We start from the raw sequence: 26607 nt of genomic DNA on the forward strand, positions 1-26607 counted from the left end.
CGATTTGCGCTTGGTTGCCGATTTGGGTTTATAAATCTCATTCTTGCATATTGGGGCCGATGAGGGATTTAATAATTGGTTTCAAAGGCGGCTTCATTGTTGCCGTTGAAGGTCGCTCTGCCGCCTTTTGAATGGTGCTTCTAATCACATTATTTTTTATCGCAAACTAAGAACACTACACCTCTTGCGGGTACATTAACCGTTATTCCGCCGCTGGTTCCTGATGAGTTTGCAGCAAGCGTAGCATAACCAGCCGGACCACCAACATCGCCGGCAGGGCCGTTGTTGTTAACAGTTACTTTGCCGGAGTATGATCCATTATCGGTACCACCTTTTAGGGTATAGTAGTAGTAACTTGAACCGGTGTAGTAATTTTTGAAATTGATACTAACTGCCTGGTCGGTGCCACTTTTATTCACCAGTGTAACACCGGCTTCGCCCGATGTGAATGACGATGCATAACTAACAATATCGGTACTGCCCGTAACTGCCGAACTGATCATCCTGTCGCCAAAGTATTTTTGAAAATAATACAGGTAATAGAATGCAGGCCGCGGGGTAAAATTTGCCGTGCCATCCTGTTTAAAAGTAAATAAACCATGGTCGTTACCATCGCTGCCTCCATTGGCCAAATCCCAGCGGCAAGCCATGCTTACCTGGTTTTTAATTAACTCGCCCAGTACCAAAACAGCATGTACTCCATTCACGTAAGACACCTGCTGTCTTGAACCCGAAGCAAATATATTCCACTCGTCCATCGCAATGGGCTTTTGAGCGACACCCGCTTTTTGAACGGAATTATTAACCCAACTTAACATCGAAGCTGTAACTGCCGATGGTGTTGCCAGGATAACGTCGGGCGTTGAATTTTGATTAAAAGGCGTATAATAATTATGCACCACAAAAAAATCGGGCGATGAGCCGGCAGCAGATAATACGCCCGAATTCCAGTTTTGCACCCCTACCGAATTGTTTTGGTCATCTCCGTCGGTAAGTACAATACCTATTTTAATGGTGGTGCCTATGTCGCTGGCAGCTTTACGCATCGAATCGGCAAAAACCTTAAAATGGGATCCGTATAGCTGCCCTGTCAAAATTTCGGGCTGGCCATCCTTATTTTTTGATACATCAATGCGATACCCGGCTTCCCAGTTGCCAAAATTTTCGTTGCCAACCTCCCACAATTGGGTTCGGCCTTTATCATTCCTAACCCATTGGGCAGCATAATGCGCGGCAGTTTCAACCGGGTTATCGCTCAACCCATAACGGGCATACCCATAATTTACTGTGATAATACCCGTGCTATTTGTTTTTTGTAACAGCGAATAGTAATTGCTAAGACTTATCGACCAGCTATCGGTTACCATACCACTCCAATACCCACTGGTAGGGTCGACACTGCCATCGGCCTTTAATAGTTGGGCAGGCACATCAGCCGGTTTACCACCCGCAGGCAGATCATAAAAATAAACATCAGATAAACTGCCCCCCGGCGCCCTGATAATATTAGGCGATAGATTAGTGATGTTTTTTACCAGGCCGGCATCGGTATATTGGCCGGTAAATGGATTCATATTATTGCCAAACAAGTTTTTTGAAACTTTTGACACCACTTGGGCAAAATCCGCGGTTACAGTTATTGAAGATGCGGTTGGCTTAGCCGCGTTTTGCGTAGCCGGCTTTGTAAATGTTTTAGCTTGCCAGCTATCTAAAAAAAAGCCTTGCGAAACCGCGATGCCAGGGTCGGTTGGTGATATAATTAGGCCTGTTGCCCCGCCGTTTCCTGTATCAACAGCTGTTGTATCAGTCTTTTTATCCTTTTTGCATGCCGTTAAAGTTATAAGGGCCAATAATATTGTAAATACACTATTTATTATCACTTTCATTTTCCTGTTTTTTACCATCGCGGTATTTATTGGGCCTTTTTTGTTTGCCTTTTTTTTGTATAAATTAAGCTACTGATGCTTTTAAGCTAACGTGCGGGCCATGCGTAAAGCTTGCAACCATATAGGTTGATCTGAACTCGTTGGGTGTAAATTGTTTTTTGCGTTTAAAAATCCTGTTAAAATTGGATATGTTGTTAAAACCACACTCATAGGCTATCTCGGCTACGGTAGTGGTGGAGTCAATGAGCATCCGCGATGCATGTCCCAACCTTATTTCGTTTAAGCTATCGGTAAAAGTTTTGCCGGTACGCTTTTTTATAAACCTGCTGAACGATGCTTCGGGCATGTGAACAACGCGGGCAACCTCGGCAAGGGAAACCTTGCGGTTGTAGTTGCTATTCATATGCTCAAATACTTTTTCGATACGGCGGCTGTTATGGTAAAATTTCTGGTTAATAAAGCTCGGATCTGACAGGGTTTTCATATCTGCCGAAGTTGAGAGTTCGTGCAATATGGATAGCAATTCTAAAACCGATGTAAAGCCGCTTTGCTTATTCAGCGCCAGGAGCCGGTTTTTAACCGCCAGAATTGTTTTGGGCGAGAAAAGAACCCCCAGCGGCGCACGCTGCAGCATTCCCTTTAAAAAACTAAGCTGGTTACGCTGTAAAAACTTCTCGTCAAAAAGGTCTTTATGAAACTGGATAACAATCTCGGTTATCTGCTGGCTTTCACACTCGTTGGTAAACCAGCCATGATAAAGGCCGGGGCCTACCAGTACCAGTTCCAAATCGTCAATTACATCTATATGTCCGCCAACAACGCGTTTGGCCCCTTTGGCGTTTAAAACCAAATGAAGTTCATAATCGTCATGGTAATGAAGCTGGCCTTCAAAATTATTATCAACCTTCGCAAAAACAGTAAAGCAATCGCCTGCTGTCAGCGGGGTATTTTCGCGCATTACATTGCTTGTCGTCATAAAATAATCTGTATCACAAAATTCAAAAACAAGTTAGTTAGGCTAAGTAGCTGTATAAGATGGTTACTTTACGGCAGGCTGCTCAATTAGCTCTTTAGCTGCAACATCATCTGCTATCATGGTACCCGAGGCGTTACCCATCGCAATCAAAACTTTAAAACTTACGGCCTTTTGGGGTATTTTAATCACTTTGGTATAAAGCGTCCATTGCTGGTCGCCGGTTAGGCGGGCAATATTGTCGCCGCCATTTATTTCTTTATCATTGCTATCCAAAAAAGCAACGCTAAACAGGGCTCCTTCCCAGTCATTTTTGCCTTTAACAACATTTAAGGTTTTTAGCCAGGCGCTAAATTCAATGGCTGTAGCTTTTTTGGGAATCCGGACGGTTTGATCAATACCCACCCACTTATCGGTATTGGTGGTTACAATGGCGCAGCTGTTTTTACCGCTTTTAATATTCCATGGGGTAACCTGCCCGCCGCCATCATTCCAGCCGTAAAAATCATCTTCAAAGCCGCCGTTGGTTAGCAGATTTTTTTGCGCGTTGGCTTTTAACATCAGCAATATCAAACCCATGCTGAATATTATTTTAATCGCTTTCATCAGTCAAATGAATTTAAAATATCGTCGCCAGGTTTATCCTGGCAACGATATTGATTAAGCCTGTTATTTTACATCTACAAGGCCAACATCATCCATACTAAAAGTAGATGAGTTGCCGCTGAATTCCTGGAAAACCAGGGCGGTGATGCTTGAAGGTACCGGATTACCGGCGTCGGCCCAGTTAGCAATTGGAATTTGATAATCTGTCCATTTGCCTTCGGTAAGGGTTATCTGCACGGCAGTGTTAAAATTGTAATTGAGTACCAGGTGTATATTTTTACCTGTAGTGCCCTTGCCGCCAAATATTGAAAACTTAAGAGCAGTATTGGCACCAACACTGTTTCCGCTGCCAGGCTGTATTACATAACCATCGTACCCGCCGGTGTAGCTGTACGTCCTGGATTTTGTCCCTCTCCTGAAATTGGTATTATCATCTTTCGGTCCGCCACCCCAGCCATAATCGCTCCAGCCGTTTTCGTATCCGTCTTCAAAAATTGCTGTGTTGAAGCCAAATATTGAATTGGTTTGTTTTGCCGACGAAACGTTGTTGGATAATAAGCTTGTGCCCGAAGTTACAACCGGTCCTGTACCTACACCACCGCCTTTAGTAGCTGATGTGGTGACCAATAGATGTGCAGCAGTTACGCCTGATGGCACTTTTACGGTTATTACAGTAGGCGATTTGGTAAGTACCGTAGCCGGTACCGTACCAAATGCCACACTGGTAAGGCCATTGAATGTTGTACCTGTTATGGTGATAACATCGCCGGCGTTACCTGCCAACTGGCTAACCGAAGTTATGCCGGGGACAGGCTGTTCAATTATAAAAGGGGTACTAACTTTTCCGTGGGCAGTAACAACAGTAAGTACATTACTGGTAGTGTCGTTGCTAAACGGCACCGTGGTAGGTACTGAAAACTGAAGCGTGGTGTTTGATGAATAAGCTATGTTAAAGTATATAGAAACACCATTAATATAAATAGCTTTAGTTGTGCTTAAATTATTACCTATCACTGCATATAAGGTTCCTATGCTCCCGTCGGTTGTAGTTGAGTCAAAAGCAGTAACTGTTTGCGAAGTTTGGGTGCTTTTATAAACGGTGCGTATCCTGGTAATAACCGGAGGGCCATCCCCGCCGCTATCATGCTTTTTACAGGAGTTGATACTGAATACCACCACGAGCGAAAGTATGCAGTAAGAAAATATCGATTTTAAATTTTTCATAGCTGTATTTATTTAAAAGTGTATGGTACTGCTGGTTCTAATAATTTAGGGTCGGCGGTTGTTTCATTTATTGGTATAGGCAATAAAAAGTCGGTACTTTTTGGTGTAACCGCGCTGTGGTAAACAGTTTTGCGGTCATTAGCATAAGTGCCTCTTTCCTGCTGGCTTATAAATTGAGTAGCAAGCGGGTGCGAGTTATTCAATATACCATTCCATCCGTCAATGCGGCAAAGGTCAAACCAGTAGTCGTTTTCGATAGCAAATTCATGCCTTCTTTCAGTTAAAATATCGTCCTGGATAATGGTAGTAGGCACTGCATTATTAAAAGTGGCATCATAGTTAGGATTAGGAACTACGTGATTACGTTTTATTACGGTTAATGGCGCTAAATTTGCCCTTTTCCTGATTGTATTAATATAAGCCAGCGCTTGCGCATCTGTCGAGGTAGAGTTTTTGCCAACAATTGCTTCTGCTGCAATTAAATAAACTTCGGCATAACGCATTAAATAAGTGTTATTTGCCGCAGATTGCGCCGCGCCAACACCGCCATTGTCTGCAGGTGTACCAACCACATATTTTTTAATAGCAGCATCAGTACCCTGGGAATTGATATTATCAGGCACGGTGTAACCTCCGGCCGCTGCAGTAATTTCGGGATAAAAATCCTTGGCTTGCATAATAGTAGCATGCAGGCGTAAATCGCCCCCTTCGTAAGAGTTTTGTAAGTCGATAGTGGGGCCTAATACGCTATAGCCATCACCCGTACCGGTAATAATACCACTTGCCGCAAAAAAAGCCTGAGCCGGGTTTCCGTGACCATAGGATGCACCGCCAGCCCATTGTATCTGGCAAATACTCTCTTCGTTATTATTATTGGCTGTTTTAAACAGATCGTTGTAAGTTTTATTAGGCAGATCTATCCCATATAATTTAAACTCTCCGCTGTTGATTACTTTTTGTGCCTCTGCAAGCGCATTAGGATAATCCTGCATATACAGGTATAATTTGGCCAGCATAGCCGAAGCTGAACCACTTGACACATGGCCTTGAGTGATAGCTCCTGTCCTGATCATCTTGGTACAATTTGCTTCAGCAAATTTCATATCCTTAACCATCAAGGTGTATATGTCTTCTATCCTGTTGCTATTTACCTGGAAATTGGTTAAAAAGTTACTGGCATCCTCAATAATAGGCACGGCTCCCCATAACCTCACAATATGAAAATAAGCCATGGCACGCATAAAATGTGCTTCGCCCAAAGCATTGTTTAAAACAGCTGGGGTTACGCCCGCGCCTGCTCTTGGGGGCATTAAATTGATAAGGGCATTAGCTTGCGCCACAACTGTCCATAATGATGACCACGCGGCATCATTTTGCGAATTGAGGTTGGTAACGGCGCCGTTCAGGTTACCAAAATCGGTAACATCTGATGAATAGCTGCGGCCGTTACCGCCGGTCATCTCGCATACTGCCCAGCCCGGTTTGGCGCAATAATTAAACCAGGGAGAATTATAAAGATTAAGTGTGCTTGATGCTACCTGGGCATCGGTTTTATAAAAATTGTCAATAGCTATCGCATTTTCGGGCGGCCTGTTGAAGAAATCTTTTTTACAGCCTGTCATGGTAACAAAACCGATAACCGTTGCGCTGATTATATATTTAATATTTGCTTTCATTTTAAATCTTTTATGGTCAAATTAAAATTCCGCGTTTATTCCAAAAGAAATAACCCTTGGCGAAGGATATCTTCCCAAATCCACATTGGTTAAAAACACGTTTTGGTTTTGCTGGCCAACTTCGGGGTCAAGGCCTTTATAACCTGTTATTACGAACAGGTTTTGTGCACTGCAATACACTTTTAAACCGCTAAGTGCAATACGTTTAGCCCAGGCTGCCGGTACATTATATCCTAAACGCACATTTTGAAACCTTAAAAAAGAAGCGCTTTGCAAAAATCTGGTTGACATGTTAAGGTTTGGGTTAACGCCGCCTTTTGGAGCAGGGATGGTGGAATTAGGGTTAGATGGGCTCCAGTAATTTGCAGCTTCGGCAAGTTGATTGGTGTATAAACCATTCAGGCCTTCTATCGTGTAATCCAGGTAATTCAGCACTTTACCGCCATATGACCCATACAGGAATATAGACAGATCAATACCTTTATAACTGAAATTATTGGTAAAACCATAGGTAAAGGTTGGGTTAGGATTACCGATAGCACTCATATCGCTTGCATCAATCTTGCCATCATGATTGGTATCAACATATTGTATATCGCCTAAAGTTGTTGAACCAAGGGTGCCCAATGTAGTGCTTATAGGCTGGCCAAATTGTATTGGCGCGTTTTGCAGCTGGTCTTCTGTTTTAAATATTCCTTTAACAGTGTATCCATAAAACTCGCCTATAGGGCCGCCAACTTGAGTACGGGTAACCGGGATCTGCAAAAAGCCCGAGGTAACGCTGGCGTTAATTATACTGTTGTTGTAGGTAGAAACCACTTTATTAACGTAATGGCTAAAAGTTACCGTAGTATTCCAGTTAAAATTCTTTGAAACGATGTTTTTTGAATTGATGCTAAACTCGATACCTTTATTGCTAACCTCGCCTCCGTTTACATAAAGCGAACTGATCCCCCCAAGATAATTGGGGCCGCCGGTTAAAAACTCGGGTAGGGGTGCCTGGAAAAGGAATTTCTTCGAGGTTTTATTATACCAGTCGACAGTTGCATTAACCCTGCCGAATAAAGTGAAATCCAAACCTATATCAGTTTGTATAGATGTTTGCCAGGTTAGGTTAGGATTGTTATAATTTGATACGTTAAAACCAGTACCTAAGCCCGTGATAGTAGGGTTAAGTGCAGACCCGTACTGGTAACCCGGTATGTTCTGGTTACCCACCTCACCGTAACCAATCCTGAATTTCACATTATCAGCAACGCTTTTAATGCCGGTCATAAATGATTCGTTTGAAACCGTCCATCCAAGGGCTGCAGACGGGAAATAACCTGTCTGGTGGCCTTGTGCAAAGTTTGACGACCTATCCGACCGGATAGTTGCAGTTAGGCTATACCTGTTATCGTAGTCATAAATTGTACGGGCATAAAAGGACTGCAAGGTATTGGACGACTTGTTTTCGCCAATTGTGGGTATTTTAGCACCACCGAGATTAAGTGTCGGTAAATCGTTACTTAAAAAAGTATTAGTTCCGGCGCTCATGCTGTTGTAGTTGCCTTCATTCAATTCATAACCTGCTGTTGCAGTTATATTATGTTTTTGGGCAAACGTATGATTGTAGGTAATGTACTCCTTCCAGTTCCATCCTAAAGCCTGATCAGTATATTCACTCAAACTTGCTATAGGGTTGCCATATATAAGCGAAGGATTAGTAGGAGAAGTTACGGTGTACGATGGGAAGAACAATACACTTTTTGAAAAATTATCATAACCGCCAATTTCCGACCTTAACGTCAGATTTTTCAAAAAACGAATATCAGCGTAAAAATTCGCATTTATTTGGCTTCGCACCAGGTTATTGGTGTTTAAGCTTGCCAATGCAACGGGGCTTATAAAAACACCGCTACCGTATGATGCGGGGGCAACAGTATAACTGCCATCCGGATTGCTGGCCGCCTGATCGGGAGCATTCAACAATGCCTGGTAAACGATACCACCGTTATCACTCGCACCGATATTCTGGTCGGTACGGTTTAGTGTCATATTTGAACCAAGTTTAAACCAATCCTTTAATTTTCCCTCAACATTTGTACGGAAAGAGTAGCGTTTGAAGTTTGACGCTATGATGGTACCGTTTTGTTTAAGGAAGCCGCCTGAAATATAGTAATTTACGTTTTCGTTACCACCGTTCATCGAAAGGTTATGGCTTTGCATTGGCGCGGTTCTGAACACCTCTTTTTGCCAATCGGTACCCGGGCCAAGTACAGTGGGATCAGCAAACTCACCCCTGCGGCCTATGCCGGTAATATCGGCTATCGCGTTTTGTATAGCGGCGTATTGAGGTAGGTTCATCATTTTAAGGAAATGTCCTTGTTGCTGAATGCCGTAATAACCATCGTAATTTAAATGAGCCGAACTGTTTTTACCCTTTTTTGTGGTAATAATGATAACACCATTTGAGCCACGGCTACCGTATATAGCTGTAGCGGATGCATCTTTCAAAATATCAATAGATGCAATATCATTTGGGTTAATATAGCTTAGAGGGCTAACTGTATTTTCGCCATTATTTTGATTTTGGGTGGTATAGGCAGAACCATCAATGTATACACCGTCAACCACATATAAAGGCTCATTTGAACCCGAAAGAGATGTTATCCCCCTGATGTGCACAGAGGCCGAACTACCTGGCGCCCCTGTACCGTTGGTAACAGTAACACCTGCTGCTTTACCTTGTAGCAATTGGTCAACACTTGTTTGCGGGATATTCTGAATATCCTTGGCGGTTACCGATGATATGGCACCATTTACGTCCTGGCGCTTTTGCTGGCCGTAACCAATTACTACCACATCGGTTAATGCGGTAGACATGTTGACTAATACAACATTAATAATAGTTTTTTTGCCTATAACAACGTCTTGCGGTTTCATCCCGATAAACGAGAAAGTAAGTTCGGTACCGCCACTGGGTACGCTGATGCTGTAATTACCATCCTTATCTGTTATAGCCGAAGCCTGGCTATTTTTTACCCTGACAGAAGCCCCGGGCAAGGTTATGCCTTTGTCGTCTGTTACTGTTCCTTTGATTACTGTCGCCAGGTTTTGCGCCCCTGCCCGGAAGCATACAAAAAGAGACAAAAACAGCAATGCCATTCGTAGAATTTTTCGCATAATTGATTTACTTAGTTTATTTGGTTTTTATTTGATTTTATTGGTTCCGTTACTATAGCTGCCATCATCTTTTTTAACACGTGCATAATTATTAATGAAAATCATCAATGTTTATGTGTCTGTTGTTCCCATCAATAAATGACAAACAATTGCTTTAATAAAATTGGTTATATACGCTTATCAGGTTTATACTAAACCGGGCAATATTATTGCCGGGCATTAATACATGTTTATAATGAGGGTAAAATTATATGCGAAACCAAACCCGGTTGTGGATAAATAGGGGTACAAATGTCAATCTTGTATATGATATTGATTATCAATTATTTAATTGATTAAACTAAAGATATTTATTGAAAATTGACGTGCAAAAGTTACAAATGTATCCCCATAAACGATTTAGCATTACATTTTGAACTGAAAAAATAGTATCACTGTGATGAGGATAACAGGCAATTTTACCTTGCGTTTTCGAGATGACGCTTTTTACTAATGCGTAAAAAAAGCGTTACACTTTGATACACAGTATCGCCTTTGAAAAGGTTTATAGTTTGACTGTTTGAACTTGTGGGTAGTTCACTTAGGGGCGGTCTAAAATTAAAAAAAGAGCATCATTGCAAGGCATAATTTGTTAAACCGGAAAAAACAGGGATGAGATGTTGATTTTATAGCCTCACAACAACCATGTCATTGCGAGCGCAGCGTGGCAATCGTGAACGGTGCAGGTCCGCCATATATAGTTCGCGATTGCTTCGTGCCTCGCAATGACGGTAGTTTTGGACATTGGTTTAACTATATTTCGTTGCTCGTCATCCCCATTTTTTTCAGGATCATCCTGATAGCAATGACATATTAAAAACATGTCATTATAAGGCTTACACCACGCTAAGATTCAATTTCTTCGGCAGCTTCTGCAAACTTCGAGGGGATGGTATTATATTCGGCTTTAAACATCTTCACAAAATATTTCTGGCTTTTGAAGCCTACTTTATGGCAAATTTGGGAGATGGTTAAATGACCTGTTTCCAATAGCTGGGCGGCGCGTTTCAACCTCATCGACCGAACCAACTCGTTGGGGGTTTTGCCTGTCATGGCCAGGATTTTTTTGTAGAGGGTATACCTGCTTACAAAAACTTCGTTGCTCAATTCCTCGACCGAGAAATTGGGGTTAGAAATATTGCTATCAATCAAAATAAGCACCTTTTTCATAAACTGCTCGTCCGGCGAATCGATATGCATTTCGGTTGGGCTTACTTCCAGCTGCTTGGTATAGGTTTTGCGCATACTTTCCTGCTGGCTCAGTATATTCCTGATCTTCGATTGTAATATTTCGAAGTTAAAAGGCTTGGTAAGGTAATCTGTTGCACCGGTTTCCAATCCTTTTAATTGCTGGTCTTCGCCGGTTAGCGCGGTTAACAATATTACCGGAATATGCGAGGTGCGTTTATCATTTTTTATCTTTAAACAAAGGTCGATACCGTTCATCTCGGGCATGCTGATGTCGCTTACTATCAGGTTAGGGTGTTGGGCCAGGGCCTTTTGCCAGCCCTTTTTTCCGTTTTCGGCCTCAATCACATTGAATGCCGACTTTAAATTGTCTTTAATATAAAACCTAAAATCGTCATTGTCTTCAACCAATAACACTGTTGGCCTTTTGCTATCCCTGTTGTCTTTTAGGGAGTCGATTTTGGGCAGACTATATAACGGAGAAAGTTCAGTGGAATGTTCAAACGGCATCATCGTATCTGTTAAAACACTGATATCCAATTGCACCAGCGGCAATAAAACCGTAAAGCAACTGCCCTGGTTAAATTCGCTCTCAACATATATCTCCCCCTCGTGCAGCTTAACAAATTCTTTGGTTATAGATAGGCCTATGCCGCTGCCCTGGTTAAGCATTGATCCGGGTAGGTCGTTCTGAAAAAAGGGATCGAAGATCCGGTTCAGCTTATCGGCAGCAATGCCAATACCTGTGTCAATAACCCTTATTTCTAACAAATGCTCACCAGTATCCTTTTTATCAATCAGGTTAATTAAAACGCTTACCTGCCCTCCCTCATGGGTAAACTTATAGGCATTTGATAGCAAATTGAACATGATCCGCTCTATTTTATCATGGTCAAAGCTTGTGTAGTAGGTGTCTATTTCTGAATCGAAAATAAAACGGATGCTTTTTTGATCGGCCACATCGGTAAATGCAAGCGAAAGGTCTTTTATAAAGCCAATAATGTCGCCGTTCATCTTATGCAGTTTTAATTCCTGGTACTCCATCTTCCTGAAATCAAGCAATTGATTTACCAGGTTTAGTAGGCGTTTGGCATTACGGTTTACCAGCATCAGCTGCCGTTGCACTTCAGGTTCGGCAATTTGTTTCAGGATCTTATCCACCGGGGCCATAATGAGCGATAGGGGGGTGCGGAACTCATGGCTTACGTTGGTGAAAAATTTAATCTTCATTAAATCCAACTCGTGCATCCGCTGCGCCTCTTCCCGCTCCTTCTCGATAGAAAATTGCGTACGTATTTTTTGGATGCCTCTTCTTCTTAGATATAACAATGAGCCTACCGCCAATAATGTATATAAGATGTAAGCCCAGGTGGTTTTCCAAAATGGCGGCGATATATTGATATTTAACGTAAGTTCCTTCCCGTTCCAGCTTTCGTTGTTGCCAGCGCGAACTCTGAACACATAGTCGCCCGGGTCCAGGTTGGTATAAGTGGCTTTGCGAACCTTGTTATCGGCGTTTATCCACCGCTTATCAAATCCATCCATTCGGTATTGGTAATTTATTTTATTGGGGTTAAAATAATTAAGAGCCGCAAATTCTATAGCAAAAACGTTGTCATTATATTTTAGCTTAAGGTCTTTTAAATCCACGATAGACTGCGTTAATATTACCGAACCGTTCACCTTATCACCAACCTTTACCGATTGGTTAAAGATTTGCAAATCGGTAAAGACCAAATTTGGCGGATTGGTGTTATTTAGGATATTTGAAGGTTTGAAAATATTAAACCCATTGCCGCCACCAAACAGCAGCTCCCTTGCCTTGGTTTTGTACGATGAGTTTTCGGTAAACTCCCGCCCTTGTAGCCCTTCTGTTTCGTTATAGTTAACAAAACGAAACTTGAGCTTGCCTGCCGAACGATCGATAAAAATGCTTGATAAACCATTAGGAGTACTTACCCATATATTATTACGGCTAAACTCCTGCATATCAATCACTGTATTATCGGGCAAGCCATCAAGCTTATTAATATTGGTGAATTTTCCGGTTTTATAATCAAATATGCTGATGCCTTCGCGGGTGCTTATCCAAATCAAGCCATCTTTATCTTCCAGTATATTATTGGTGTTGTTGTTAATGAGGCTGTTGGCGTCCTTTTCGTCATGTAAGTAATGCAAAAACTGGTGATCTTTTTTTACTAAAAGATCTAAGCCGTAGGCCGTAACAATCCATAAATTTTTACGCCTGTCTTCAATAACCGAACTGATGTAATTGGAGTGGATGGAACTTTTGTTCATGTCTCCGTCAAACCGGTATGCGGCAACCACATTCCTGTTTTTATCAAGCACATTCAAACCAGCCGATAAGGTACCCACCAATAAGTTATGGTCGCTATCCTCAGTTATGGCGCAAACCCTGTCTTCAGATATGCTGTTTGCGTTGGCATCGCTATGCCTGTAATGCTTAAATACCTTGCCATCAAAGCAATCAAGGCCGCCATAGTACGTGCCTATCCACAGCTTTTGTTCGTGATCAATAAATAGCTTTACTACAACATTATTGGTAAGGCTGTTTTTATCGGCAGTGTTGTGCAGGTATTGTTTAAAGCTACCTGTCTTCCTGTCCCAGTAAATCAGCCCTCCGCCGTTGGTGCCTATCCATATATTGCCCAGTTTATCTTCGGCAAAACTGTTTACGTCGCTAAATGGCAGGCTGCTTTTATCCGACAGGTGATGCGTGTAGCTGGCAAATTTTATAATGTTTTGGTGATAATAACTTATCCCCCGCTTATAACTGCCGCACCAGATAATGCCTATATCATCCACATAAACACAGGTGATGCTGTTTTGACCTACCGTTTTATCATCATCTTCCCGATTAAGCAGGTATTGCGTTGTAAAATCCTGTTTGTTAAGTATGTTAATCCCCCCATGATCTGTGGCAATCCAAATCCTGTTTTTATCGTCCTGGATAACATCAGATATGACATCGGTATTTATACTGCCCGTCGCTTTTAAAATATGTTTAATTACTTTGGTTTTAGGGCTAATGAAAAATACACCCTTTGAATAACTGGGAACAAAGGCCCAGATATCATCATGCTTATCAATAAAAATTTTATAAGTGGTACTTAATGCCGCCGGCAGCTGCTCAAGTTTCAATCGGTAATTAACCTTGTAACTCTTAGGATCCAGCCGCTCCAATACGCCGGCGCTTGATATGAGCCATATATTTCCTTTTGAATCAACCGACAGATCGGTAACCAGGTTTGAATAAATAGATGTGGTATCACCTTGTTTATGAAGCAGGTTAATAGTTTCTTTTGTTACAGGGTCATACTTAAAGAGCCCCTGTGTTTTGTGATGCTCCAAAAACCAGAAATTGCCTAATCTGTCTTTTTTTATGGCTAAAATGTAGGTGTCGTATACCTTAATTTTGTACATGAAATCCTTCAGGTTTTTGCTGAACTTTTCGGTAGCGGGGTCATAAATATTAAAGCCCGTACGGGTTTCTATCCACAGCTTATTTTCGGGCCCGGGGTTTATGCTTACAATGTAATCATCATCTAACGTAGTAGTATCGCCGGCAACATGCTTAAAAGTTTTAAAACTGTAACCATCATACTTATTTAAGCCCGATAGGGTACCAAACCACATAAAACCCTTGTTATCCTTATAAATACAGTTTACCTGGTTGTGGGAGAGGCCTGTATTAATATCGAGATGGGAAAACCGAAACTGGTTATTTTGCGCGTTTACATAATTTAAAGTAAACTTCATTAACAGGAGTAAAAATAAAGCCCTGAGCTTCATGGCGGTATTCGGCGTAAATATTAGTTTATGATTGCTGGTAAATAATCTTAAAGATATCATTAATAAATCCCTAAAAAGAAATTTAATTGTTTAAAATACAATTTATTAACGCTGGTTTCAATTATAGATCAGTGTAATTTGACTGGATTTTAAGGCTATCAAATTTGATGGCTGGTTTTTTAGGAAGAAGGGATAGACAATATGCCAGAGACGAGATTGGTCATGAAAGTTCCCGAAGAACGGTATGTTAATGTTCGACCTCGAGTGTTCAATTTATCGTTGAGCGGTGACTGGCCTTTTCATCAACTGTGTTTCTTAGATAACTAGGTAGGAACCGTTTGGACTGTTTTCAGACTGGCCCTATTTAGGTGACGCAATGGATCGTTCTATAGAGTTAAACAACGATGGGCCGGTAAATTGAAATTTTCAGGACAACATGGTTGTCCTGAAACGAAATGAGGCGATTAGTGTCTTTCACCTAATCGCCTCATTTTTAAGTACTCAGAGCGGGAATCGAACCCGCACTCCGTTTACGGGAACAGGATTTTAAGTCCTGCGTGTCTACCAGTTCCACCATCTGAGCAGGTGATTAACCTTTAAAAATAAAACCCTTCTTTTTGATGGAAGGGCTTTGAGCGAAAGACGAGATTCGAACTCGCGACCCCGACCTTGGCAAGGTCGTGCTCTACCAACTGAGCTACTTTCGCATTGGTATTCTTCCTGCTTTAAGTAAGCTGTGTGCCTATCTCGTTTGCGGGAGTGCAAATATAGACAGAATTGGATGTTCTGCAAGGGAAAATTTCACTTTTTTTAAAATAGTTTATAAGTGGTTGACTTTCAAAACTTCTGCAACCAGGTCTGCCTCATACCCGCGCCCCATAGCGTACTGTTGTAGCTTATAACGGCGCTTAAGTTCATTTTTCTCGTTTATGGTACCCGCTTTTTTATCCAATAGCCTGGTTAACACTGCAAAATAATCGTCGGCATCAATGGTTAACATGGCCTTTTTAATCAATACATCAGGCACGCGTTTCTGTTTAAGGCCTTGTTTTATTTTTATTCGGCCCCAGGCTTTCTGGCTAAACTTGCCTTTGGCGTAGGCTTTGGCAAAGCGCTCTTCGTTTAAAAAGTTACCTTGTATCAGTTCGCTTATTACCTGCTCAATGGCATCGGGCCATAAGCCCCATTCGTAAAGCTTGTCGCGCACCTCTTGTTGCGATCGTTCCTGGTAGGCGCAATAACTTTCGGCCTTGGCCAGGGCTATTTTGGGGTCGGTTATCTTGATTTTTTTAGGGCCATCCATTGGCAGTCAAAATTCGTCAAAAAATATGCTATAGTTAAATTAATATGCCCAAATTCGTACCATGCTTAACAACCAGTACCAGATAACCGAAGTTAAACAGATCATTAATGCGGGTGGCAACATTGTAAAAGAGTACATCATCAGTGCACTGTTTACCGATAGCCGCCGTTTAAATAACGCCGCCGAAGGCTTGTTTTTTGCCCTAAGTGGCAGGCGTAACGGCCACGAGTTTGTTGCCGGCGCTTACGCCGCGGGCGTACGTAATTTTGTGGTAGAGCATGGCCCCGAATTTAACTTACCCGAAGCCAACTTTTTGATAGTAGCCGACCCATTAGCCGCCTTACAAACTTTGGTTGCCTACCATCGCAGCCGGTTTAATTTGCAAGTAATAGGCATAACAGGCAGTAATGGTAAAACTATTGTAAAGGAGTGGCTTTACCAGCTACTGAATGCCGATAAAAATATTGTACGTAACCCTAAGAGCTATAACTCGCAAATTGGAGTGCCGCTTTCGGTATGGCAAATAAGCAGCCGCAATGATCTGGGTATCTTTGAAGCCGGAATATCAACCATAAATGAAATGGAAAAGTTGGAGGCTATTATTAAGCCCCAGGTAGGTGTGCTTACCCACATCGGTACCGCGCATGACGAGGGTTTTGCCAATAGACGAGAGAAGGTTTTGGAGAAGCTCAAATTATTTAAAAACAGCCAAAAACTGATTTGCAATTACGACCAGCTGATAGATTACAAGGCCGATATACCGGCAAAAGAAACATTTACCTGGAGCCGCAAATTTAACCAGGCCGATTTATATGTTTTTAGCGGAACGGTGATCTCCAAAAATTATTACCTGCGCGCCTACTATCAAAAGCAGGAGATTGAATGCCTGGTGCCTTTTACCGATGAAGCTTCGATAGAAAATGCGATTATTTGCTGGGCAACCATGCTTGCCCTTGGGTACAGCGCGGTTGAGGCAGACAAACGTATTGAACGCCTGGTGCCGGTGAGCATGCGCCTTGAATTAAAAAACGGCATAAACAATTGCTCGGTGATTGATGACTCTTACAACTCCGATTTGCAATCTTTGGAAATTGCACTTAACTTTTTAGGTCAGCAAAACCAGCATCAGAAAAAAACATTGATACTGTCGGATATCTATCAGTCGGGGTTGCCGCAGGATGTGCTTTATCAACAGGTTGCTGATATGGTGGCCGGTAAACAGGTAGATAAATTCATTGGTGTTGGCGAGGCTTTGGTAGGCCATCAAGAATACTTTAGCGTAGCTGAGCATCATTTTTTTAATGATACCGCCGCTATGCTGCAGCACCTGAAGCAGCTTGATTTTAAAGATGAAACTATCCTGATTAAAGGCTCGCGTAGTTTTGAGTTTGAACGGATAAGCCGTGCGCTGGCCCAAAAAGCCCATGAAACCATTTTAGAGATTAACTTGAATACCCTATTGAGTAATCTAGATTTTTATAAATCTAAACTGAAACCTGGCGTAAAGGTGATGGCGATGGTGAAGGCCTTTAGCTATGGCAGCGGCACTTTTGAGGTAGCCAATATGCTGCAATACAACAAGGTTGATTACCTGGCGGTTGCCTATATTGATGAGGGGGCTGCATTACGGCAGGCCGGAATTAATTTGCCCATCATGGTACTGAACCCCGAAGCATCGGCATTTGATAAGCTGACCGAATACAAGTTGGAGCCGGTAATTTATAGTTTCGGTTTGCTGGATGATTTTGTGAGTTATGCTAAAGGGCGCAACATATCAAACTATCCTGTAAATATCAAAATAGACACCGGGATGCACAGGCTGGGCTTTGAGAATCATGAAATAGATACCCTATGCGATATGCTGGAAGTCAACAGGTACATGCGTGTACAATCTGTTTTTTCGCACCTGGCAGCAAGCGAGGCTGTTAAACACGACGAGTTTACCAAAACACAAATAAAACGTTTTGAAAAGGCATTTAAAGAGATTGAACGCTCGCTTGGTTATACCGTTATTAAGCATTTGTGTAATACGGCTGGCATCATCCGTTGGCCTTCGGCACAGTATGATATGGTACGGTTGGGCATTGGCTTATATGGTATTGATTCGGCGGTGCCTGCTTCAAACAGGGCGTTGCAGCCTATAGCCAGTTTAAAAACAAGCATTGCACAGGTAAAAAAAATAAAAGCGGGAGATACAATCAGCTACAGCCGCAGTGGTAAGCTGGCTAAAGACGGCAAAATTGCCACTGTGCGTATTGGTTATGCCGACGGCTATTTGCGGGCATTTGGCAACGGCGTAGGTAAAATGCTGGTAAAAGGAACCCTGGTGCCAACCGTAGGTAACATCACCATGGATATGTGTATGCTGGATGTAAGCGGCCTTGATGTAAACGAGGGAGATGAGGTAGTTATATTTGACGAACAGCACCAGCGTATTGAGGAGTTGGCCACACAGATAGGCACCATTCCGTACGAGATATTAACTAATGTTTCGCAGCGGGTAAAAAGGGTATATTTTTACGAGTAGGCTTTTGAAATATTTTTAATGCTTTTTTGTCAAAAATGGACAAGAAGAATAATTTGCCCACCTGCGCCGCGTGAACTTCGTTAGCCATATTTGCTTGAACGTTAGCTCTGACAAATCAGTAGATGCGCCGAACAGATAATCGTGTTAAGACAATTTATAAAAAGAGTTTAAACAATAATCACAACTATACCACTTCAGTGGTAAAAAGCCTAAAAATTTTTTTACAAAGGGAGGTCTGTGGTCCCGCCTAACCATTTGTGATTTACATTTTTTGCAAGTAATATGTGACATAAGTGTTGATTTAGAATGCTGAATCTACATATTGAATTTATAACCATATTATAAAATTGAAAACTGCACTTATAGTGTAAAATAAAGTGTGAAATAGTTGTGAAAAATGTAAACTATAGAAATGTAACCAGTAGTCTTGCCAGCGTTTGCCGCTCCCTCTTTATTTTATTTTTTTGCCAATTTAAAAGGGTGTATTTTTACGGCGAGAAATTTTAGGGGCTTATGAACAATTTTGTGCGGGTTTTAATCAGGTATTTTGCCAAAGGCCTGTTGGTAGTTGTACCTATAGGCGCGGCAATTTTTTTGATGTACTGGGGCGTATCAACAATTGATAAGGCGTTGAATTTGAGTGATCTGCTGGTTGATAAAACAGGGAAGCATCTGTATATACCGGGCCTGGGGATACTGAACGTGATTGTAGTGATCATGATAGCGGGCATTTTGGTTACCAACGTAATTACCGATCCGATAAAACACTGGTTTAAGCGCTGGTTTAACCGTTTACCCATCTTCGCATTCCTGTATTCATCTATAAAAGACCTTACCGAGGCCTTCGTAGGCGAAGAGAAAAAATTTAACGAGCCTGTTTTGGTAGAAATAAATGAGTTCGGGCTGAAAAAAATTGGCTTTCTTGTTCAAAAGGACCTCGCTGTTTTAGGGCTGCCCGGCGAAGTTGCCGTGTATTTCCCTTACTCTTACTCATTTGCCGGGCAGGTTATCATTATTGATGCCAGCAAAGTAAAACCCATTGATAAAAGCGCAGCCGACATTATGAAGTTTGTAATCTCGGGAGGTGTAAGCGGTTTAGATCATCATTAAACTGTTTTCACTGCTTTCTTCGGGGCTGGTACTTTTTTAAAACTTTTTACGGCCAATAACACACTCGTCAGCATTAATAAGGCGCCCAGTATGTATGGGGCTCCAGGAAAATATGCTGTGGTATCTTTATGGGTAAATAAGTGAAAAACCGAACTCATCAACAGTGGCCCTATAATAACAGCCACACTGGTAAGGCTGGTTAATGAGCCCTGTAACTCTCCCTGTTCTTTTGCCGATACTGTACCGGTAATTAATCCCTGCAGTGCAGGCCCCGAGATGCCTCCAAGGCAGTAGGGTACCATGTAAACATAAACCATCCAGCCATGGCTGGCAAAGGCAATAAGCACCAACCCAAGTGCGTAAAATAGCAAACCGGCTACAATGTTTTTTTCCTGTCCAAACTTGGGGATAGTATACCTGATAAGCCCGCCCTGTATAGCCACCAGTACTACGCCAATAAACACACCCAGGTAACCTATGCTGATCTGGCTCCATTGAAATTTTTCAATTAAAAAGAAGGCTAAAACGTATTCTACTGCTTTTTGGGCTACATAAACCAGCGCGAATGCACCAACCAGGCCACCAAGTGCGGGATAACGGTTAAGGCTGCGTAATGAACTTATGGGGTTCGATTTTTTCCATTCAAATTTACGGCGGTTTTCGGGCGCTAATGATTCGGGAAGTACAAAATAGCCGTATGCTGCATTAACCAGCGCAAAGGCGGCGGCAGCCATAAATGGCAACCTAACGCTAATCTCGCCCAGGAAACTACCCATAGCCAGCCCTACAATGAACCCTACACCTGATGCCGCGCCTACCAATCCAAAATTTGCTGCGCGGTTTTTGCCGGTGCTCACATCGGCAATGTAGGCCGTTGCCGTACTGGTACTTGCACCGGTGATGCCGGCTATTACCCGGCCAACAAAAAGCCAGGCTATAGTAGGGGCGAAGGCCATAAAAATATAATCTATTCCAAAGCCGAGTAATGAACTCAGCAGGACAGGCCGCCGGCCGTACCTATCGCTCAGGTTACCTACAACTGATGAGAAAAGGAATTGCATCGATGCATAGGTAAAGGTTAAATAACCGCTGTATTGGGCGGCGGTACTTACATCAACATTGCCCAGGTTTTCGAGCAGTTTGGGCATTACGGGGATAGTAACCGCTAAACCAAGCACATCAATAAACAGCGTTACAAATATAAAGCCCAGCGCTGCCGAATGCTTCTTTTTAGGTTTTTTAGTCATTAATTTGATAAAGGTTTATACGCCTTAAAAGTTTTGAAGATATTAATTTTGGCCAATATATAACCTATCATATTATTTTATCTATAATTTAATCTTTAACTCGTGCTCGCGTTTTAAGGTAATTAATGCCTCGGCGTTTCCTTTGGCATCATCAACGGGGTGGTGTGTATGTGCTGTTTTGCGTAGGTGTTTAAAGTTTTTAAACATATCTTTTACCATGCCTTTGTACAAACTGCCCAGGTTTTGCGAACTGAAGCCAAATGGATTTTTGCCCGTAAAGTGATGGAAGTACCAACAGATGAACATCCAGTCGAACCCGTTATTGTCGCTGATAAAAATGGGCTGATCTTTGCAAACCGTTTTTATCCATGTTGCAAAATTGATCATCACTGTAGCCGGATCATCAAAGGATAAAACCTCTTCGCGCGTATGGCCCGAAACAGCCAGCGCTTCGGGAATATAATTTTCAGATATTGGTTTTAACTGTCCGTAAAAAGTTTTGTCAAGGCCATCCTGTACAAGTACGGCGCCGAAAGAGATCATAGAAAAGTCGCCCGGAATTGGGCCGTCACTTTCTATATCTACCATAATATAAGCCATTGTTTTTAATTATTAATGTTATTATTTGCCTTTTAAGGCGTGTTAAGCTTTAATATAGCAAAAATAATGGGTATATACAATAACGATATAAAATTTCGGGCTGTAAGCTGATATCGCTACTTTACATTTGCTTCTTTTTAAAACTCCTCATGGCCAGCAATGCAGCCAGCAACATCAATATAGCACCCAATATAAACGGAGCCCCGGGTAAATAAAGGTGTTTTTTAAAATTGGTAAAATAATAAAACAAGGTGGTCATTATCCATGGGCCAAATATCGAGCTTAGGCTCATAAGGCTGGTTAGGCCGCCCTGCAGTTCGCCCTGCTCATTGGCGGGTACCTGGTTGCTCATCAAACCTTGTAGCGCCGGGCCGGCAATACCGCCAAGTGCGTAAGGTATCATAAAGGCAAACATCATCCAGGTATGGGTGGCAAAAGCAAACAATATCAACCCGGTGCTATACAATAAAAGCCCCATCCATATACTGCGTTCCAGACCCAGGTTGGGCAAAGTTACCCTGATCAATCCACCCTGAACCATAGCTATCATTAAGCCAATAAAACCTAATGAATAGCCCACTATATCTTCGCTCCAGTTAAATTTCAGGATAGTATAAAAGGTCCATACGCTTTGTACAGATTGTGCCGCAAAATATACCAGGAACAATGAGGCGGCTAAACCTATTACCGATGGATATTTTTTAAGCTGTAATAATGAGCCTAAAGGATTGGCGCGTTTCCAATTAAATGGACGGCGATGTTCTAACGAAAGAGACTCGGGCAGGATAAAGAAGCCATAAGCTGCGTTTAATAAAGCTAAGCCAGCCGCTGCAAAAAACGGATAGTGAACATTCCATTTTCCTAAAATACCACCCAGCACGGGGCCAATTATAAACCCGATGCCAAAAGCTACACCTATCATTCCAAAATTTTGCGCGCGTTTTTCGGGAGTGCTCACATCTGCTATATAGGCAGATGCTGTTGTAAAACTCGCCCCCGTTATACCCGCAATAGTACGGCCAACAAACAGCCAGCCAATTGATGGTGCAAATGCAAGGAAAAGATAATCGACACCAAACCCTAACAGGGATGATAATAAGACTGGTCTGCGGCCATATTTATCGCTCAGGTTGCCAATCATGGGCGAAAACAGGAACTGCATTATTGAATAAGCCAGCAGCATGAGCCCGGAATATAACGAGGCCTGGCTAACGGTACCATGTATTAATTTCTCTATCAGTTTAGGCATTACGGGTATAATGATACCAAAGCCGATAACATCTATCAGCATAGTAACAAAAATAAAGCCCAGCGCGGCCTGTGGTTTAAGTTTGGCAGGTTGATCCATAGCCGCAAAATAATGATAAAATATTATTGCTTGATATTAACTTTAAAAATCATCCGAATGTCTAAAATTCCGCCTTCACCTCTTTTTATTTCTAAAACAAAAAAAAATAGACAAATTGCAGCTTAATATCCAACACAGGGAACCTAAAGCCCGATAGCCCAAAAGATCGGCCTGAACAATTAACGATTGAAATGACAACAACAATTAAAAACAGGATAACATCCATTGATTTTCTTCGCGGCACCATCATGATCATTATGGCGCTTGACCATGTGCGCGATTACCTGTATTCGGGTTCGTTTTTATTTGACCCGCTCGATTTGGATAAAACAACCGGCATATTGTTTTTTACCCGTTGGATAACCCATTTTTGCGCACCCATTTTCATGCTGCTGGCAGGCACGTCGGCATTTTTAATGAGCCGCAAGAAAACAAAAAATGAGCTTTCTGTTTTCCTGGTAAAACGTGGCCTTTGGCTGGTGTTCCTGGAGTTGGTGGTAGTTAATTTCGGTTGGAACTTTAATATCGCCTTCCCGATGTTGCTGTTTATAACCATATGGGCTTTGGGGATAAGTATGATTGTACTTGCGGCGTTAATCCATTTGCCTAAAACCGCTATTCTTGTTCTTAGCCTTGTAGTTATATTCGGCCATAATTTATTGGATGGCGTGCATGTGGCCGGCAATAACTTAGCTGGTTTTGGCTGGGCCTTTCTTCATGATCAGCGTCCGTTTTTTTGGGGACATGAAATCCTTTTAGTAGGTTATCCTATAATTCCGCTGGTGGCAATTATGCCATTAGGCTATTGCCTGGGGCAACTGTTTACCCCTGAGTACGGCGTGGAAAAACGCAGGACGACTTTATTTGTCATTGGCGCTGCTTCACTGGTATTATTTGTGATAATCAGGTATCTTAACGTATACGGTGATCCTGTTAAATGGACAGTGCAGAAGGATGCGTTTTTTACCTTCCTGTCGTTTATCAAAGTAAATAAATACCCGCCTTCGTTGCTGTATGTTTTATTAACCGTTGGCTCGGCCTTGCTATTTCTGGCTTTTACAGAAAAACTGCAGAACACAGTGGTAAGGGTAGTATCGGTATATGGCAGGGTACCTATGTTTTACTATATTATCCATATTTATATTATCCATTTAATCGCCCTTGTTGCATCGGCGTTAACAACGGGCCAAAATTGGAAAATCTGGATACTTGATCAACCCATTTGGTTTACTACATCGCTTAAAGGCTACGGGTTTTCGCTGGCGGTGGCTTACCTGGTTTGGATAGTTATTGTTGTAGGCCTGTATCCGTTGTGTAAACGTTATGATGCATACAAACAGGCGCATAAAGAAAAATGGTGGCTGAGTTATTTATAGTGAATACCATAAGCTCAATTTGGTGCTATAATGAATGTTATTTATAGTTAATAAATGTTAATCGCTTTCTTTTTAGTAAATAATACTATTATTTTAGGGGTAAAATAATTACCTATGAAATATCACAAACTGATACTGTTTGTGCCTGCCGTGCTGGCCATGCAATATACTTACGCACAAAGTAAGCTTACCCTCTCCGATAGCTATCCATCAGTTGCCGAAAAGCTAAAACTTACCTATAGCCCCGCGGGGACAGTGCTTGATGGTAAAAAGGATATCAGCGCATCTGTTTATTTTATTGATGGCAAGGATAATCCTGTTGCAGATGTCGACCTGAAAGCCAACGGCGAGTTACTTACCGGCGATTTTACAGTGCCTGCCGGCGCAAAGGCCTTTTTTATTAAGCTTGGCAGTGGCGAAGATATAGATAATAACATGGATAGAGGGTACCTGTATCCTGTTTACAAAGATAAAAAGCCTGTAACCGGCGCTTACGAATCGGAAGCTTTTATATTAACCAGCGGCCTTGGCATCAGGTATGGTAAAATAAAAGCCGATAACTATAGGGGTATTGAATTATTTAAAAAAGAAGAGGAGGTAAACCCTAAAACCGAAAAGCTGTTCGGCGTACAATATTACGCTGCATTGGCCAAAAAAACCGATGCTGAAACTCAGGCCTTGCTTGCGGCCAAAGTAAAATCACTTGAAAAAAGCGATAAGGAAAAAGATATGGTGCTGGCAGCCTACATCTTAAACTGGACCAGGCATCCCGAGTCTGCCGATTCATTAGGTAAGGTTATTAAAGCAAAATTCCCGCAGGGCGAATCGGTTTATAACGAAGCTGTGATGGCTATTTACCAGCAAAATGACCTGAATAAAAAGGATTCGCTGTACAAGGCCTTTGAGCAAAATTTCCCTTCAAAGTTAAAAGAGAAAAATGGCATGCTTGATTATGCCCGCGCTGCAATTGCTACCGGCTTTATGCAAAAAGGCGATATGGACAAATTTAACGCGTACGCAGGCAAAGTTCAAAACAAAACCAATCTGGCGGGCGGCTATAATAATGCAGCCTATGAATGGGCTAAAACAGGCGAAAAACTTGATGTAGCGGAAAAAATGTCGAAACAATCTTTAGACATTATGGCCGACCAGATGAAAAACCCTCAGCCTGGTTTGTACACATCGCCTAAAGCAGCTGCTAATAACGCTAAAGAATCATACAATAACTACGCGGATACATACGCATTCATTCTGCTAAAAGAAAAAAAGTATGATGAAGCGTTAAAATATGAAAAGGAAGTATACGCCACCAATACATATAACGATCCGGAAATTAATGAGCACTATGTGTTGATATTAAACGCGCTGGGTAAATACACCGAATCGAAAGTGGTAATAGAAAGCGCCTTAAAAGATGGCAAGGGTAGCGAAATTTTAAAAGCCGAACTGAAAAAGGCTTATGTTGGCCTGAAAGGCAGCGAAAGAGGTTATGATGAGTACCTTACTTCACTTATAAACTTTGCCAAAAACAAAAAGCGCGGGGAATTAACCAAGCAAATGATTAACCAGCCCGCATTGCCCTTTGCTTTGAAGGATTTTGAAGGCAACACCGTATCGCTGGCCAGCCTGAAGGGTAAAGTGGTTGTTGTTGATTTTTGGGCAACCTGGTGTGGCCCCTGCAAAGCATCGTTCCCTGGTATGCAAACTGCTGTAAATAATTTTAAGGACGATGCAGATGTTAAATTCCTGTTTATTGATACCTGGGAAAAAGGCAGCGACTATACCGATGGTGTAAAGAAATTTATTGCCGATAAAAAATACAGCTTTTATGTATTGCTGGACGAAAAAGGTGCCGATGGCCGCCAATCAAAGGTGGTAACGCAATTTGGGGTTGATGGTATCCCTACCAAGTTTATTATCGACAAAAATGGTAATATCCGCTTTAAAGTTGTAGGATTTGATGGCTCGACTGATGGATTGGTTGATGAAGTTACCGCCATGATTGATATGGCTAAGGAGCCTGCGGTAGCGGCGACACCGGCAGCGCCTGCTAAAGTGGGTATGAGATAGTAGGTATGAATGTTTCGTTCCTACCTATAACATGTTCAATTTTTCCTGTTATCCTGAGTGGTAAAATTTCGCGAAAGTTTGCAGGGAAAATGACATACTAAAGAGCGTTGTCATGCTGAGCCTGTCGAAGCATAGCGGGCAAAGGCCTCTCCGCGCGACCCTTCGACAGGCTCAGGGTGACAGGCCTACGCACCTCGAAAGTAAAACATGTCATGGGTACGTACATACAATCTATTCTACACTATGCATTGCCGTTCTGTAAAGTTTGCTAATAGCCCTGCGTGACAGTTTTTTAGTGTCTGTTATGCCATCGTCAAAGTGCCCGAAATAACCATGGTTAATGAAGCTAATTAAATAAAAATGCCGCCCTGAACAAGAGGGCACTGAAAAAGTGGCTATTTAAGAGCGGCATTTATAAGCGATTTAATAAAGGATCATCTTTTATTGAATCGCTTT

The 26607-nt window shown here is 42.1% G+C and carries 15 protein-coding genes and 2 tRNA genes; 4 read left to right on the forward strand and 13 right to left on the reverse strand.

Annotation, left to right across the window (positions count from 1 at the left end):
• Positions 1-149: 149 nt before the first annotated feature.
• From BMX56_RS27440 to BMX56_RS27490, 10 genes are all read right to left on the reverse strand, one after another.
• Positions 150-1886, reverse strand: a complete 1737-nt coding sequence (locus BMX56_RS27440) for an alpha-L-arabinofuranosidase (RefSeq protein ID WP_143065547.1) — start codon at positions 1884-1886, stop codon at positions 150-152.
• Positions 1887-1950: 64 nt separating this feature from the next.
• Positions 1951-2862, reverse strand: a complete 912-nt coding sequence (locus tag BMX56_RS27450; RefSeq protein ID WP_090652912.1) for an AraC family transcriptional regulator — start codon at positions 2860-2862, stop codon at positions 1951-1953.
• 63 nt (positions 2863-2925) lie between these two features.
• Positions 2926-3465, reverse strand: a complete 540-nt coding sequence (locus BMX56_RS27455) for a carbohydrate binding domain-containing protein (RefSeq protein ID WP_090652913.1) — start codon at positions 3463-3465, stop codon at positions 2926-2928.
• A gap of 63 nt (positions 3466-3528) precedes the next feature.
• Complete coding sequence (locus BMX56_RS27460; protein ID WP_090652914.1) at positions 3529-4689, reverse strand: IPT/TIG domain-containing protein; 1161 nt, start codon at positions 4687-4689, stop codon at positions 3529-3531.
• A gap of 8 nt (positions 4690-4697) precedes the next feature.
• Positions 4698-6365 carry a RagB/SusD family nutrient uptake outer membrane protein gene (locus tag BMX56_RS27465; RefSeq protein ID WP_090652915.1) on the reverse strand — a complete coding sequence of 556 codons (1668 nt, stop codon included), beginning with the start codon at positions 6363-6365 and terminating at the stop codon, positions 4698-4700.
• Positions 6366-6386: 21 nt separating this feature from the next.
• Positions 6387-9530: a SusC/RagA family TonB-linked outer membrane protein gene (locus BMX56_RS27470; protein ID WP_090652916.1), complete on the reverse strand. Its 3144-nt coding sequence runs from the start codon at positions 9528-9530 to the stop codon at positions 6387-6389.
• Between the two features lie 885 nt (positions 9531-10415).
• On the reverse strand, positions 10416-14537 hold the full coding sequence (locus BMX56_RS27475) for a hybrid sensor histidine kinase/response regulator (RefSeq protein WP_255369938.1): 4122 nt from the start codon (positions 14535-14537) through the stop codon (positions 10416-10418).
• Positions 14538-15068: 531 nt separating this feature from the next.
• Positions 15069-15153 (reverse strand) — tRNA-Leu (locus BMX56_RS27480).
• Between the two features lie 51 nt (positions 15154-15204).
• Positions 15205-15277: transfer RNA gene (locus tag BMX56_RS27485), tRNA-Gly, on the reverse strand.
• A gap of 113 nt (positions 15278-15390) precedes the next feature.
• A complete protein-coding gene (locus BMX56_RS27490) occupies positions 15391-15873 on the reverse strand; it encodes a regulatory protein RecX (protein ID WP_090652917.1) in 483 nt (160 codons plus the stop codon).
• 61 nt (positions 15874-15934) lie between these two features.
• Between BMX56_RS27490 and BMX56_RS27495 the strand changes: the two genes are divergently transcribed.
• Together BMX56_RS27495 and BMX56_RS27500 are read left to right on the forward strand one after the other, a co-directional pair.
• Positions 15935-18400: a bifunctional UDP-N-acetylmuramoyl-tripeptide:D-alanyl-D-alanine ligase/alanine racemase gene (locus tag BMX56_RS27495; protein WP_090652918.1), complete on the forward strand. Its 2466-nt coding sequence runs from the start codon at positions 15935-15937 to the stop codon at positions 18398-18400.
• Positions 18401-18913: 513 nt separating this feature from the next.
• A complete protein-coding gene (locus BMX56_RS27500) occupies positions 18914-19510 on the forward strand; it encodes a DUF502 domain-containing protein (RefSeq protein WP_090652919.1) in 597 nt (198 codons plus the stop codon).
• On the opposite strand, the gene BMX56_RS27505 is transcribed toward BMX56_RS27500, so the two are convergent.
• From BMX56_RS27505 to BMX56_RS27515, 3 genes are all read right to left on the reverse strand, one after another.
• Positions 19507-20757, reverse strand: coding sequence for a TCR/Tet family MFS transporter (locus tag BMX56_RS27505; RefSeq protein ID WP_090652920.1), 1251 nt, complete (start codon positions 20755-20757; stop codon positions 19507-19509). The two genes, BMX56_RS27500 and BMX56_RS27505, sit on opposite strands and share 4 nt — an antisense overlap.
• An 81-nt stretch (positions 20758-20838) precedes the next feature.
• On the reverse strand, positions 20839-21357 hold the full coding sequence (locus BMX56_RS27510) for a 3'-5' exonuclease family protein (RefSeq protein WP_090652921.1): 519 nt from the start codon (positions 21355-21357) through the stop codon (positions 20839-20841).
• A 121-nt stretch (positions 21358-21478) separates the two neighbouring features.
• Entirely contained in the window at positions 21479-22705 is a 1227-nt protein-coding gene (locus BMX56_RS27515) for a TCR/Tet family MFS transporter (RefSeq protein ID WP_090652922.1), read from the reverse strand.
• Between the two features lie 191 nt (positions 22706-22896).
• Between BMX56_RS27515 and BMX56_RS27520 the strand changes: the two genes are divergently transcribed.
• Positions 22897-24081 carry an acetyltransferase domain-containing protein gene (locus BMX56_RS27520; RefSeq protein WP_090652923.1) on the forward strand — a complete coding sequence of 395 codons (1185 nt, stop codon included), beginning with the start codon at positions 22897-22899 and terminating at the stop codon, positions 24079-24081.
• A gap of 114 nt (positions 24082-24195) precedes the next feature.
• Positions 24196-26151 carry a redoxin domain-containing protein gene (locus BMX56_RS27525; protein ID WP_090652924.1) on the forward strand — a complete coding sequence of 652 codons (1956 nt, stop codon included), beginning with the start codon at positions 24196-24198 and terminating at the stop codon, positions 26149-26151.
• Positions 26152-26607 lie beyond the last annotated feature (456 nt).

It is taken from the genome of Mucilaginibacter sp. OK283 (assembly GCF_900110415.1).
In the GTDB taxonomy this organism is placed as follows: domain Bacteria; phylum Bacteroidota; class Bacteroidia; order Sphingobacteriales; family Sphingobacteriaceae; genus Mucilaginibacter.

What these genes read in the sequence shown, in the direction of transcription:
- BMX56_RS27490 (WP_090652917.1), bottom strand. Translation starts at nt 15,873, where the DNA reads ATGGATGGCCCTAAAAAAATCAAGATAACCGACCCCAAAATAGCCCTG.
- BMX56_RS27440 (WP_143065547.1), bottom strand. Translation starts at nt 1,886, where the DNA reads ATGAAAGTGATAATAAATAGTGTATTTACAATATTATTGGCCCTTATA.
- BMX56_RS27500 (WP_090652919.1), top strand. Translation starts at nt 18,914, where the DNA reads ATGAACAATTTTGTGCGGGTTTTAATCAGGTATTTTGCCAAAGGCCTG.
- BMX56_RS27495 (WP_090652918.1), top strand. Translation starts at nt 15,935, where the DNA reads ATGCTTAACAACCAGTACCAGATAACCGAAGTTAAACAGATCATTAAT.
- BMX56_RS27515 (WP_090652922.1), bottom strand. Translation starts at nt 22,705, where the DNA reads ATGGATCAACCTGCCAAACTTAAACCACAGGCCGCGCTGGGCTTTATT.
- BMX56_RS27470 (WP_090652916.1), bottom strand. Translation starts at nt 9,530, where the DNA reads ATGCGAAAAATTCTACGAATGGCATTGCTGTTTTTGTCTCTTTTTGTA.
- BMX56_RS27450 (WP_090652912.1), bottom strand. Translation starts at nt 2,862, where the DNA reads ATGACGACAAGCAATGTAATGCGCGAAAATACCCCGCTGACAGCAGGC.
- BMX56_RS27525 (WP_090652924.1), top strand. Translation starts at nt 24,196, where the DNA reads ATGAAATATCACAAACTGATACTGTTTGTGCCTGCCGTGCTGGCCATG.
- BMX56_RS27455 (WP_090652913.1), bottom strand. Translation starts at nt 3,465, where the DNA reads ATGAAAGCGATTAAAATAATATTCAGCATGGGTTTGATATTGCTGATG.
- BMX56_RS27475 (WP_255369938.1), bottom strand. Translation starts at nt 14,537, where the DNA reads ATGAAGTTTACTTTAAATTATGTAAACGCGCAAAATAACCAGTTTCGG.
- BMX56_RS27520 (WP_090652923.1), top strand. Translation starts at nt 22,897, where the DNA reads ATGACAACAACAATTAAAAACAGGATAACATCCATTGATTTTCTTCGC.
- BMX56_RS27505 (WP_090652920.1), bottom strand. Translation starts at nt 20,757, where the DNA reads ATGACTAAAAAACCTAAAAAGAAGCATTCGGCAGCGCTGGGCTTTATA.
- BMX56_RS27510 (WP_090652921.1), bottom strand. Translation starts at nt 21,357, where the DNA reads ATGGCTTATATTATGGTAGATATAGAAAGTGACGGCCCAATTCCGGGC.
- BMX56_RS27465 (WP_090652915.1), bottom strand. Translation starts at nt 6,365, where the DNA reads ATGAAAGCAAATATTAAATATATAATCAGCGCAACGGTTATCGGTTTT.
- BMX56_RS27460 (WP_090652914.1), bottom strand. Translation starts at nt 4,689, where the DNA reads ATGAAAAATTTAAAATCGATATTTTCTTACTGCATACTTTCGCTCGTG.